Raw genomic sequence first — 12,392 nt, forward strand, 5'->3', positions numbered from 1 at the left:
AGCTGTGCGGATCGCGTCAGCGACCCGGCTGCGGCAGCGTCAGGCCGAGACCTTACGCGTGACCTTGCCGGCCTTGAGGCAGGAGGTGCACACGTTGACGCGCTTCGGGGTACCGCCCACGATCGCGCGGACGCGCTGGATGTTCGGGTTCCAGCGGCGCTTGGTGCGGATGTGGGAGTGCGAAACGCTGTGCCCGAAGCCCGGGCCCTTGCCGCAGACGTCGCAGTTGGCAGCCACGGTGTCTCCTGAATGTCGTGCACGCCTGTGCAGAACGACAGCACGACGTGATGGATGGTCTAAGGGGGACGCCCGGACACCTCGGAGCGAACAACGCTTCTCGGCCGACCAGGCAACTTCGACAGAGTACCCGATCGCGGGCCGGGCCCTCAAACCGTAGCGCCGAGGTGGTGCGTCACACCTGGCGCCGGACGGGGCTGTGGATCGTCGCACGCGAGTGCCTCGGCCGCTGGGTACGGTGGGATCCGTCCGCGGGCAGGTGCCCGGGGGCGTCCGGTGCCGTGCCCGTGCGCGGCCCGTCCCGTGCCACGTCCAGGAGGGCAGAGCGTGACCGACGTCGACAGCGGCAGCAGGGCGACCGGACCCGGGCCGTTCCCCGCCGGCGTCCGTCTCGACGACCCGGCGGTGGTGCGTTCCTGGACCCGCGGCGCGACCGCGGCCCTGCGGCGTGAGCGCGGCGCGATCGACCGGGTCAACGTCTTCCCCGTGGCGGACGCCGACACCGGCACCAACCTCTACCTGACCCTGCGGGAGGGGGAGCGAGCCGTCGAGCGTGCGCCCGCCGACGCGAGCGGACCGGAGCTCCTGGCGACCCTCGCGCGGGCGGCCCTGCTGGGCGCCCGCGGCAACTCCGGCGTGATCCTCAGCGAGTGGCTGCGCGGGCTGGCGGTCGCCGCACGGCGCGGGGGCGATGCCGCCGACCTGCTCCGGCGGGCCGCGGTGTCCGCGCGGTCCGCGGTCGAGCGGCCGGCCGAGGGGACCATCCTCACCGCGGCGGACGCAGCGGCGGACGCAGCGGCGGGTGTGGCGGCGGATGTCGCACTGGGTATGGCGGCGGACGCGGCGGCGGACGTCGCAGCGGATACGGCGGCGGACGCAGCGGCCGGCGCCGTGCGCGGGCCGGAGGCCGGGCCGAGCAGCGGCGCGGGCGGGGACACCGCCGCCGTGGCCGCAGCGGCGGCCGCGGCGCGGGCCGCAGCCCGGTCGAGCCGGGACGAGCTCGACGCCCTGCGGACGGCGGGTGTGCTCGACGCCGGGGCGCTCGGCCTGGTTCTCGTGCTCGACGCGCTGGTGGCGGCGGTGTCCGGGCTGCCGGCCGCTCCCGGGGCGGAGCCGGCGCCCGGCGGAGTGTCAGTGGCGGACGGCAGCATGGACACCGTGAACCTGGACGAGCTGCTGGACGCCGCCGCGGGGTTCCCCGTGCCCCGGCCCGCGGAGCCGCCGCACGGCGCACCGCACGGCACCGGCGCGCTGGAGCTGATGTTCGTGCTCACGGGCCCGGTCGGGGACGGTCCGGAGTCCGTGGCGGCCGGGCTGCGCACCGCGCTCGCCGAGGTGGGCGACTCGGTGGTCGTGGTCGGCGGGGACGCCGGCACGGGCACGGGTGTGTGGCAGGCGCACGTCCACACCGACCGCCTCGACGCCGCGCTCGCCGTCGCGGCGGCCGCCGGTCGTGCGGGGACGCTCGCCCAGGTGCACGTGCGGCACCTGGAGGCGGCCGGGCAGCACGAGTGGGGCGTGGTCGCGGCCACCGCGGCCCCGGCGCTGGCGGCGGAGCTGGCGCGGGCCGGCGCCGTCGTGCTGCTGACGGGCGGGGTCGACGCTGTGGTGGAGTCGCTGACGCCCGACGACGTGGGGCGGGCCGCCGGGTCGACGGGCGCGCGGCGGGTGCTGTTCCTCGGGCCGGGGGTGGCGTCCGCGGGCGAAGGGACGCCCGGCGTCGCGGACACGGCGGCGGCCGATGCAGTGGCGGCCGATGCAGTGGCGGCCGATGCAGTGGCGGCCGATGCAGTGGCGGCCGGCGCGGGCACGCCGTTCGACGTCGGCGAGGTGGTGGCCGTGACGACGCCGTCGGACGTGCACGCCGTGGTGGCGCTCGCGGCCCTCGGGACGGTGCTGCCGTTCGGCGTGCCGGCCGACCCCGGCGTCGATGCGCGCACGGTGGTGACCGACGCGCTCGACGGGCTCGTCGTGGTGACGGCGGGAGCCGACGGTGCGACCGGCGTCCTGCACGGTGCTGCCGGCCCCGCGACCACGGTCGTGACGGCTCTGCTGGACGCCGGCGTCCCGGACGACCTGCCCGAGCGTCTCGCGGCGACGCTCGCCGGGCGCGCGCCGGACGCCGAGCTCGTGGTGCTGGCGACCGGCCTCCCGGGCGACGGCGTGCGCCTGGGCGTGGAGTCCGGCGTCGGGCAGGAGACGGAGGGGGACGCATGACCGCACGGGTGGAGGAGCGGTTGGAGCGCGCGTTCGACAAGCGCACCGCGACGGCGCTGGGCAAGCTCGGGCTGCGCACCGTGGGCGACCTGCTCGGGCACTACCCGCGCCGGTACGCGGACCCGGGTGCCCTGGAGGACATCGCGGCCCTCCAGGTCGGTGAGCACGTGACCATCCTGGCCAAGGTCGAGCAGGCGACCGTACGGCCCATGCGCAACCGCAACGGGGCGCTGATGGAGGTGGTCGTGACGGACGGGACCAGCCGGCTCTCGCTCACCTTCTTCGGCAAGCACCGCGGCTCGCTCTACAGCCACGAGAAGCGGCTCGTGCCCGGCGCGAAGGGCCTGTTCACGGGCACCGTCGGGCTCTACCGGGGCACACGCCAGCTCACGCACCCGGACTTCACGCTCATGGGGGAGGAGTCCGACCTCGACAGCGACGAGGCGCTCCTGGAGCACGCCACCAAGCCCATCCCGATCTATCCGGCGGCGGCCGGCATCCCGAGCTGGAAGATCCAGGGCGCCCTGCGGGTGGTGCTGGACACCCTGACCGATGCCGACGTGCCCGACCCGGTGCCCGACGAGGTCCGGGAACGCCATGGCTTGCCCGGCCGGGCCGCGGCCCTGCGCAGCCTGCACCGGCCCGCGACCATGGAGGAGGCCTACCGGGCGCGGCACCGGATGCGGTTCGAGGAGGCGTTCGTGCTGCAGGCGGCGCTCGCGCAGCGCCGCGCGCGCACGGCGGCCGAGGACGCCACCGCCCGCCCGCCGCTGCCCGCGGGCACGCCCGGCCTCCTGGCCGACTTCGACGCGTCGCTGCCGTTCACGCTCACCGACGGCCAGCGCTCCGTGGGGCAGGAGATCGCCGCCGAGCTCGCCGACCCCCGCCCCATGCACCGCCTGCTCCAGGGTGAGGTGGGCAGCGGCAAGACGGTGGTCGCGCTGCGCGCCATGCTCCAGGTGGTCGACGCCGGCGGCCAGGCCGCGCTGCTCGCTCCCACCGAGGTGCTGGCCGCGCAGCACGCCCGGACGCTGCGCACCCTCCTCGGTCCCCTGGCGGAGGGCGGCACGCTGTTCGGGGCGGAACGCACGGGCGCGAGCACCCGCGTGGCGCTGCTGACCGGCTCGCTGGGCGCGAAGGCGCGCAAGGAGGCGCTGCTGCAGGCCGCGAGCGGGGAGGCTGGGATCGTGGTCGGCACGCACGCGCTGCTGTCGGAGCACGTCCAGTTCGCCGACCTCGGGCTCGTGGTCGTGGACGAGCAGCACCGGTTCGGCGTCGAGCAGCGGGACGCGCTGCGGGCCAAGGGGCGCGTGTCGCCGCACCTGCTGGTCATGACTGCCACGCCCATCCCGCGGACCGTGGCGATGACCGTGTTCGGCGACCTCGAGACGTCGTCCCTCACCGAGGTGCCTGCCGGCCGCGCGGGCATCACCACCGTCGCCGTCCCGGCCCGCAACGTGCGCTGGACCGACCGCACCTGGGCGCGCGTCCGCGAGGAGGTCGACGCCGGCCGCCGCGCCTACGTCGTGTGCGCGCGGATCCACCCGGACGAGGACCAGGCGGGCGCTGCCGGCGTGAGCGGACGGGCCGCGGCGAAGGACTTCGACGACGTGCCCGAGTTCCTCGACCCGGCGGACCCGGGCACCGACGGCGCCGCCGACCGGCCCCCGCTGCGCGCCGTGCTCGAGGTGGTCGAGGAGCTGCGCTCGCGGCCCGAGCTGGCCGGCGTCGAGATCGGCGTCCTGCACGGCCAGATGCCACCCGACCAGAAGGACGCGGCCATGGCCGCGTTCGCCTCCGGCGAGGCACCTGTGCTCGTCTCGACCACGGTGGTCGAGGTGGGCGTGGACGTCCCCGAGGCAACGGCGATGGTCATCTTCGACGCCGACCGGTTCGGCATCTCCCAGCTCCACCAGCTCCGCGGCCGCGTGGGCCGTGGCACCGACCCGGGCCTGTGCCTCCTCGTGTCCGACGCCGAGCTGGGCACGCCGGCCTTCGCGCGCCTGGAGGCGATGACCCAGACCACCGACGGCTTCAAGCTCGCGAACCTGGACCTGGAGCTGCGCAGCGAGGGCGACGTGCTCGGGGCCGCCCAGTCCGGCCGGGCGAGCTCCCTGCGGCTGCTGCGGGTGGTCAAGGACGCCGGGCTCATCGAGGAGGCCCGTACCGCGGCCACCGACGTCGTGCGGGCGTCGCCCGACCTGACGGAGTTCCCGGAGCTCGCCGCCGCGATCCGGGCACAGCTCGACGAGGACCAGGAGGAGTTCCTGGAACGCACGTGAGGACCGGGTGAAAGGGATGACCCACGCCTTACGTTCGAAACAGGCAAACGATAGAGTCCCCGCCGATGACGGTCGACGCGAGGCATGCGATACACAGCGACAGGCCCGCGAAGACCGCGTGGCAGCGTGGCAGGCTGCTGGCGCTCGGATCCGTGCTGGTCGCGGCGCTGCTGCTGGGCCACGAGCTCGTGCCCAACCGGTGGGGAAACCTCGGGAGCCTGGTCCAGACCTTCCTGCCCTGGCTCGGGCTCGCCGTACCGCTGGGCATCCTCGCCGCCCTGGTGCGGCGGTCGGCGCTCGCGATCCTCGTCGTCCTGCTGCCGCTCGTCGCCTGGATCTGGGTCTTCCTGCCACAGATCCGCCCGCCGGAGCCGGCCCCCGCGGACCTGACGGTGGTGCAGCACAACGCGAGCGACACCAACACCGACGTGGCGGGCACGGCCGAGGTGCTGCTCGCCGCCGAACCCGATGTCGTGACCCTCACCGAGGTCTCCCGGGAGACGGCCGAGCAGTACACGCGCGCGTTCGGGGAGGCGCTGCCCCACCACCAGACGCAGGGCACCGTCGGCGTCTGGTCGCGGTACCCGCTGCGTGACGCGACCCCCGTGGACATCCGGCCCGAGGGCGTCGAGGCGACCTGGGACCGGTGCCTCCGCGTGGTGATCCGGCGCGAGGACGCCGCCGTCACGCTGTTCGTGGCGCACCTCCCGTCGGTCCGCTTCGGGAGCGGCGGGTTCGAGACCGGGCTGCGCAACGCGAGCGCGCTGCAGCTCGCGGACGCCGTGGCCGCCGAGGAGAACGAGACGGTGCTCGTCGCGGGCGACCTCAACGCCGTCCTCGCCGACGACGCGATCGCACCCCTGACCAACCTCGTCACCGCGCCGACCACCGGCTTCGAGCTCACCTACCCGGCGACCTTCCCGGTGGTGCAGATCGACCACGTGCTCGCCCGCGGCGCCACGGTCACGGAGACCCGCGCCCTGCCCCGCACCCCGAGCGATCACCTCCCGATCCTGGCCCGCATCGACACCCCCTCTTCCTGACCCGACACGACCGTTGAGTGCGGGATATTCGCCCTTTCTCGCGTGCCGGAGGGGCGAATATCCCGCACTCAACGGTGCTGGGGTCGGGTTAGGGTCGGGGGCGTGAGCAGGATCGTGGCGGGGGTGGTCGGCGGGCGGTCGATCGCGGTGCCCGCGAAGGGCACCAGGCCGACCAGCGACCGGGTCCGCGAGGCCGTCTTCTCCCGCCTGGAGCACCTCGACGTGCTCGACGGCGCCCGGGTGCTCGACCTCTACGCCGGCTCGGGCGCGCTCGGGCTGGAGGCCGCCAGCCGCGGCGCGGCCACGGTGACCCTCGTGGACAGCGCCCGCCCCGCGACCGACGTCGCCCGCCGGAACGTCGCCACGCTCGGCCTGACCGGCGTGCGCGTCGTCACCGACACCGCCGAGCGGTTCGCGGCGGCGCTCGCCGGGCCGGGGCAGGCCCCGGGCCCCGGGCTCGACCTCGTCTTCCTCGACCCGCCCTACGACCTCGGTGAGGACGCGCTCGCCGTCGTGCTCGCGCACCTGGCCGTGCCCGGCGTCCTGGCCGACGGCGCGGTGGTGGTCGTGGAGCGGTCGACCCGCACGCCGGAACCGGCCTGGCCCGACGGTCTGGAGCGGTTCGCCCGCAAGGACTACGGCGAGACGGTCGTGTACTACGCGGAGCCGGAGGTCCCGGACGCCGGCCCCGCGGATCCGTCGGATAGCGTGAGCGCGTGACCACCGTCGTCTGCCCCGGGTCCTTCGACCCCATCACCCTCGGCCACCTCGACGTGGTGCGCCGCGCCGCCACGATGTTCGACGACGTCGTGGTCGGTATCGCGAAGAACCCCGGCAAGTCCGGGCTGCTGGACCTGGAGACGCGCGCCTCGCTCGTGCGCGCCGCCGTGCACGGCGCAGCGCAGACGGACCCGGCGATGGCGCGGGTGCGGGTCGCGGTCGTGCCCGGACTGCTGGTCGACTTCTGCCGGGAGGCCGGAGCGGTCGCCGTGGTCAAGGGGCTGCGCGGCGGCGCGGACTTCGACGCCGAGCAGCCGATGGCCCTGATGAACCGGCACCTGTCCGGTGTGGAGACGATCTTCCTGCCGGGTGACCAGCGGTACGCGCACATCGCGTCGTCGCTGGTGAAGGACATCGTGCGGCACGGCGGACCGGTCGACGACCTGGTGCCCGCCGGGGTCGCCGAGGCGCTGCGCACCGCGCTGGCCCGCCCGCCTGCCGGGTCGTGAGCCCCCTCACGCCGTCCGTCGTGCGTGGCGCTCGCGTGATGTCGTAGGATTGGCTTTTGGTCCTTGGCGTGCGATCGTGCGCCGGCCCACCCCCTTCCTCGTCCACCCGGACAACCGTCTTCCTCGGAGCCTGCCATTTCCCGCGAACCGAACTCGCCGCTCGTGCTCGACACGCACGAGCTGTCTCGGCGTCCCGGAACGTCACGGACGCACACCGCGACCGTGCAGGCACCTGCCGACCTCGGCACCGCCGTGATCGGCATCCCGGAGGGTTCCGACCTGGAGCTGGACCTCCGGCTCGAGGCCGTGATGGAGGGCGTCCTGGTCTCCGGGACGGTCCGCGGCATGGTCCAGGGGGAGTGCAGCCGCTGCCTCGACCCGATCTCGTACGAGACCGTCGTCGACGTCACCGAGCTGTTCGCCTACCCCGAGAAGGCCGCCGCGTCGGCCGAGGCGGGGGACGACGAGGTCCAGGACGAGGAGTCCGTCCTGGAGGACGATCTGGCCGACCTGGAGCCTCCGCTTCGGGATTCGGTCGTCACTGCACTACCATTTCAACCGTTGTGCCGGGAGGACTGCCCGGGCCTGTGCTCCGAGTGCGGAGCGCGTCTGGCCGACGACCCCGGTCATCACCATGACGTAGTCGACCCTCGTTGGTCGGCGCTGCAGAGCATGCTCGAATCTACGAGCGTGTCGGACGAGACGAAAGAGAGCTAGCCGTGGCTGTTCCGAAGCGCAAGATGTCGCGCAGCAACACCCGTGCGCGTCGCTCGCAGTGGAAGACCACCGCAGCGACCCTCACCACCTGCCCGCAGTGCCAGGGCAACAAGCTGCCGCACACCGCGTGCCCCACGTGCGGCACCTACAAGGGTCGCACCTACCGCGACGCCCTGAAGACCGTTCACGCGGGCTGACGTGGCCAAGGGCGGGACGTCGCCGGCACGGCCGGAACCTACCGCGCTGCTCGAGAAGCTCGGGGTCCATCTGGACCCCGAGCTTCTTGTGCTGGCACTGACCCACCGGTCGTTCGCGCACGAGGCCGGGGGCATCCCCACGAACGAACGCCTGGAGTTCCTGGGCGACACCGTGCTGGGGCTCGTGGTCACCGAGGCGCTCTACCGGCGTCACCCGGACCTCTCCGAGGGCGATCTGGCGCGCATGCGGGCGGCGACGGTGTCGCAGCGCGCGCTGGCCGCCGTCGCGCGCACCCTGGGCCTGGGCAAGTACGTGCTGCTCGGCAAGGGTGAGATCCGCACGCGCGGCTTCGAGAAGGACTCGATCCTGTCCGACACGGTCGAGGCCCTGATCGGTGCCACCTACCTGTCGCACGGCCTGGAGACGTCGCGCGCGCTCGTGCACCGGCTCGTGGACGCGACGCTCGACGTCGCGGCGGGCCTGGGCGCCGGGCTGGACTGGAAGACGTCGCTCCAGGAGGCGTCCGCCGAGCGCGGTCTCGGCGCACCGGAGTACGTCGCCACGTTCGAGGGACCCGAGCACGCCCGGATCTTCCACTCGACGGTCGTGATCGACGGGGTCACCTACGGCTCCGGTTCCGGGTCCGCGAAGAAGCACGCGGAGCAGGGTGCCGCCGAGGAGACCTACCGGGCGCTCCTCCAGAAGTTCCCCCTCCCGGGGTCCGGGGACACGTCCGGCAGCAAGGCGTCGGCCGCCGGTGCCTGAGCTTCCCGAGGTCGAGACCGTCCGGGACGGCCTCGACCGCCTGGTGGTCGGCGCCGTCGTGCGCGACGTCGAGGTGTTCCGCGAGTACAGCGTCCGCCGGCACGACGGCGGCCCCGGCTCGTTCCGCGACCAGCTCGTGGGCCGGCGCCTGGCGGCGGCGGTGCGCCGCGGCAAGTTCCTGTGGCTGCCGCTGGAGCTCCCCGGGCCGGGGGACCGTGCGGCCGGGCCGGGCATCCAGGCGAGCACTGCGCCCGACGCCGGGCGTGCGCTGCCGACCACGCTGCCGGCCGCTGCACTGCTGGCGCACCTGGGCATGTCGGGTCAGCTTCTCGTGCGTGGGGCGACGCCCGGCGACCCCACGCCGGGCGACGCCGCCGTCAGCCCGGACGGCGCCACACCCGCTGACGACTGGCGGCACCCGCACCTGCGCGTCCGCCTGCACCTGACCGGCGCGCCGTCCGGTGCGCGCTACCTCGACTTCGTCGACCAGCGCACGTTCGGGCACCTGAGCGTCCAGGACCTCATGCCGGACGGGGCGGCCTCGCCCGTAGCCTCGGCCGTCGCCTCGGCTGTCGCTTCGCCCGTCGCCTCGGCTGTCGCCTCGCCCGTGGCCGCAGCGTCTGCCCTGCCCGCTGCGTCGATCACATCCGCCCCGGCCGGTCACGGTTCGGACCTCCCGCTGCTCCCGGAGCCCGTGGCGCACATCGCCCGCGACCTGCTGGACCCGAACCTCGACCTGGACAGCCTGGTCCGGCGGGTGCGCCGGCGTCGGACACAGATCAAGCGCGCGCTCCTGGATCAGACGGTCGTGTCCGGCGTGGGCAACATCTACGCCGACGAGGCGCTGTGGCGCGCACAGGTGCACTGGGCGCGTGCGACCGACCGGCTCCGGGCCGCGGACGTGCGCCGGGTGCTGGACGCTGCGGCCGAGGTGATGCGCGAGGCGCTGGCCCAGGGCGGCACGAGCTTCGACGACCTGTACGTCAACGTCAACGGGCAGTCCGGTTACTTCGACCGGTCACTGGCCGTGTACGGCCGGGAGAACGAGGAGTGCCGCCGCTGCGGCGCGCTGATCCGCCGTGACCCGTTCATGAACCGGTCGTCGTTCACCTGCCCCGTCTGCCAGCCCCGCCCGCGCACGCCGAGATGACGCCAGAACGCGCAGAGACGGCGAGATGACGCCCGAACGCAGAGAGTGCGCTTCTACCCAGCGATTGTGCCCAGAATCATTGCCGTTTCTGGGCCTAATCGCTGGGTAGAAGCGCACCTCCTGCCACACCCGCCCGGCCGGGAGCGTCGAGCGCGCCGGACTCGGCGGGGAGCGTCGAGCGCGTCCGCCGCCCCGTCGCCTCGGGCCCGCTCCGTCGCCACGGCCCCCGCCCCGTCACCTCGCCCCCCCCGCCCCGTCACCTCGCCCCCCGCCCCGTCACCTCGCCGCCCGCCCCGTCGAGCCCCCCGCGCTATCGCGCCGTCACGTTGCGGATCGGGCTGCCCGCCCGCCAGGCCGTGAGCTGGTCGGCCAGGAACTGGGCCGCTCGCCGGGGGCGCCCGCCCGCCACGTGCGGGGTGAGGATCAGGTTCGGCACGTCCCACAGCGGCGAGTCCGCGGGCAGCGGCTCGGTCTCCATGACGTCCAGGGCAGCGCCGGCGAGCCGCCCGGAGCGCAGCGCGTCCTCCAGGGCGGCCTCGTCGACGGTCGCGCCCCGGCCCACGTTCACGAACCGCGCGGTCGGCGGGAGCAGGCCCAGCAGGCGGGCGTCGAGGATGTGCCGGGTGGAGGGCAGCGCCGGCAGCAGCGAGACCAGCAGGTCGGTCTCGGCGAGCTGTGCCTCCAGGCCGTCAGCGCCCACCACCGGGTACCCGGCGCGCTCACCGGCACGGGAGGCGACGCCGGTGACCTGGGCACCGAGCGCGGTCAGCAGCGGGGCGAGCCGCAGGGCGATCGAGCCGAAGCCCCAGATCGTCACCCGTGCCTCGTCGAGCGTGTACTCGCGGCCGGTGACCGGGTCGGCCTGGGCGAACGTGATCTCCTTGGCCCAGCGGTGCTCCTGCTGGGCGGCGAGCGAGACGTCGATGCGGCGCACGGTGGCCAGGATCAGGGCGAGGGCGTGCTCGGCCACGGTGTCGTCGTGCAGCGACTGGCCCGAGGAGACGACGACGTCGGGCGCGAACCCGGCTCGGAGCACGACGTCCGGCCCCGCGGTCAGGGTCTGCACCCAGCGCACGCGGGTGAGCCGGCGGGCGGCGTCGGCGACGACCTTCGGCGGGCTGGACCAGGTGACCAGCACGTCGGCGTCGGTGTGCTCCTCGGGGACCGGCTCGTTCATCGCGTAGGCGACCACGCTGTCGGGGCCGCCGGGCGCGAAGGAGGCTCCGCCGTCGGGCAGGCGGGACGGGAAGTCGAGGTCGAACGGTACGTCCGGTACGAGGATCTTCACGCCGGGGACGTTACCGGACGGCGCGGGTGTGCACCCACCACGCGGAACGCCCGCCGGGCCGGGGGACCAGGCGGGCGTTCCGGGGCGGGGAGGGTCAGCCCGTCACCCGGATGAAGACCGGGTTGTTCTGCCACATCTCCGTGTAGTGCACGGGGACGCCCTCCTGCTGGGCCTCGACGACCATGCCGTCGCCCGCGTAGAGGGAGACGTGGCCCGACGTCCAGACGATGTCACCGGGCTGCGCCTCGGCGGCGGAGACCTGGTAGCCCACGGTCGCCATCGAGCTCGAGCTGTGCGGGAGGTCGATCCCGAGCTGCGCGTAGACGTACTGGATGAGTCCGGAGCAGTCGAAGCCACTGGGGGAGGCTCCGCCCCACACGTAGGGCACGCCCACGTACTCGAGCGCCAGGTTGACGGCCTGCTGGCCGAGGTCGGCGGAGCTCTCCACGGCTGCTGCCGCAGCGGCCTCCGCCTCGGCCTCCGCAGCGGCTGCGGCGGCGGCCGCTGCTTCCGCCGCGGCGGCGGCCTCGGCCTCGGCGCGGGCCTTGGCCTCTGCCTCGGCCTTGGCGCGTGCCTCGGCCTCGGCCTTCGCCTTCGCCTCGGCGATGCCTTCCTCGGTCTCGGCGTACGGGGTCACCGACACGCGGCCGCTCTCGGCCCAGAAGTCGGCGTTCTGCGTGACCTTGACCTTGGTGACCAGGTTCTCGGCCAGGCCGGCCGGGATCGTGGTGTCGACGGTGTTGCTGACCGGCGTGGCGTTCGCGAGCGTGGCCTGGGTGTGCGACTCGGCGGGCGCGGTGTGGGCGGTCTGGGTGAAGACCGAGGCCAGCATGCCGGAGGTGACGACCGCGATGGCGCCCGTGCGGGCGGCATTCTCGGCGGCGGTCTGGGTGAGTGCGGTGAAGGGGGTGAGAGCGGGGCCCTCGGCGCGGTGCCGGCCCCGGCTGGCGGGACGGTCTGCCTGGTCGTCCGCCCAGTCGTGGGTGCGGTCGGTGAGTACGGTCACCAGTGATCTCCTCGGACGCCTACGAGGTGAGCTGTCGGGTTCGGATGGGGAGTTCGATCACCCGGCCTCGTACGAGGCTTCACCCCGAGGACACTCGCGTGCCCGGCTTACCTGGTTCCCCCGCCCCTGTCACGTCGTAGCTGCTCAGGTCCGGTGACAGGGCTCGGCGTCCGGACCTGGACCTCCCCGCTTCTGGAGAGGTGAGACCGACCGTACCGGGGTCCCTGGCAAATGTCACGATTAGGTCACATACCGTCCTG

Annotated in this window: 12 protein-coding genes and 1 riboswitch; of the genes, 9 read left to right on the forward strand and 3 right to left on the reverse strand. The window is 74.2% G+C overall.

Going from position 1 to position 12,392, the window contains the following annotated elements:
- Positions 1-39: 39 nt before the first annotated feature.
- Entirely contained in the window at positions 40-237 is a 198-nt protein-coding gene (rpmB, locus tag ACO229_RS00815) for a 50S ribosomal protein L28 (RefSeq protein WP_119143026.1), read from the reverse strand.
- A 327-nt stretch (positions 238-564) separates the two neighbouring features.
- Between rpmB and ACO229_RS00820 the strand changes: the two genes are divergently transcribed.
- The 9 genes from ACO229_RS00820 (at position 565) to ACO229_RS00860 (ending at position 9,838) form a co-directional block, all read left to right on the forward strand.
- Positions 565-2,454, forward strand: coding sequence for a DAK2 domain-containing protein (locus tag ACO229_RS00820; RefSeq protein WP_423463401.1), 1,890 nt, complete (start codon positions 565-567; stop codon positions 2,452-2,454).
- On the forward strand, positions 2,451-4,736 hold the full coding sequence (locus ACO229_RS00825; protein WP_423463402.1) for an ATP-dependent DNA helicase RecG: 2,286 nt from the start codon (positions 2,451-2,453) through the stop codon (positions 4,734-4,736). Before ACO229_RS00820 ends, ACO229_RS00825 begins: the two co-directional genes overlap by 4 nt.
- Positions 4,737-4,801: 65 nt before the next feature.
- Positions 4,802-5,779 carry an endonuclease/exonuclease/phosphatase family protein gene (locus ACO229_RS00830; RefSeq protein ID WP_423463403.1) on the forward strand — a complete coding sequence of 326 codons (978 nt, stop codon included), beginning with the start codon at positions 4,802-4,804 and terminating at the stop codon, positions 5,777-5,779.
- 102 nt (positions 5,780-5,881) lie between these two features.
- Complete coding sequence (gene rsmD / locus ACO229_RS00835) at positions 5,882-6,499, forward strand: 16S rRNA (guanine(966)-N(2))-methyltransferase RsmD (RefSeq protein WP_423463404.1); 618 nt, start codon at positions 5,882-5,884, stop codon at positions 6,497-6,499.
- Positions 6,496-7,008, forward strand: coding sequence for a pantetheine-phosphate adenylyltransferase (gene coaD / locus ACO229_RS00840; RefSeq protein ID WP_397431179.1), 513 nt, complete (start codon positions 6,496-6,498; stop codon positions 7,006-7,008). Before rsmD ends, coaD begins: the two co-directional genes overlap by 4 nt.
- Before the next feature lie 162 nt (positions 7,009-7,170).
- Positions 7,171-7,725 carry a YceD family protein gene (locus tag ACO229_RS00845; protein WP_423463405.1) on the forward strand — a complete coding sequence of 185 codons (555 nt, stop codon included), beginning with the start codon at positions 7,171-7,173 and terminating at the stop codon, positions 7,723-7,725.
- 2 nt (positions 7,726-7,727) lie between these two features.
- Entirely contained in the window at positions 7,728-7,922 is a 195-nt protein-coding gene (gene rpmF, locus ACO229_RS00850; protein WP_108495103.1) for a 50S ribosomal protein L32, read from the forward strand.
- Position 7,923: 1 nt separating this feature from the next.
- A complete protein-coding gene (rnc, locus tag ACO229_RS00855; protein WP_397411449.1) occupies positions 7,924-8,688 on the forward strand; it encodes a ribonuclease III in 765 nt (254 codons plus the stop codon).
- Complete coding sequence (locus tag ACO229_RS00860; RefSeq protein ID WP_423463406.1) at positions 8,681-9,838, forward strand: DNA-formamidopyrimidine glycosylase family protein; 1,158 nt, start codon at positions 8,681-8,683, stop codon at positions 9,836-9,838. The genes rnc and ACO229_RS00860 overlap by 8 nt, the downstream gene beginning before the upstream one ends.
- A 310-nt stretch (positions 9,839-10,148) precedes the next feature.
- Here the strand turns inward: ACO229_RS00860 and ACO229_RS00865 are convergent, their stop codons facing one another.
- Together ACO229_RS00865 and ACO229_RS00870 are read right to left on the reverse strand one after the other, a co-directional pair.
- On the reverse strand, positions 10,149-11,126 hold the full coding sequence (locus ACO229_RS00865) for an NAD(P)-dependent oxidoreductase (RefSeq protein ID WP_423463407.1): 978 nt from the start codon (positions 11,124-11,126) through the stop codon (positions 10,149-10,151).
- A gap of 94 nt (positions 11,127-11,220) precedes the next feature.
- Positions 11,221-12,132, reverse strand: a complete 912-nt coding sequence (locus tag ACO229_RS00870) for a C40 family peptidase (RefSeq protein ID WP_423463408.1) — start codon at positions 12,130-12,132, stop codon at positions 11,221-11,223.
- A gap of 1 nt (position 12,133) precedes the next feature.
- A riboswitch (cyclic di-AMP (ydaO/yuaA leader) is annotated at positions 12,134-12,298 on the reverse strand.
- Positions 12,299-12,392: the final 94 nt, after the last annotated feature.

The sequence above is a fragment of the Promicromonospora sp. MS192 genome (assembly GCF_049532985.1).
In the GTDB taxonomy this organism is placed as follows: domain Bacteria; phylum Actinomycetota; class Actinomycetes; order Actinomycetales; family Cellulomonadaceae; genus Promicromonospora.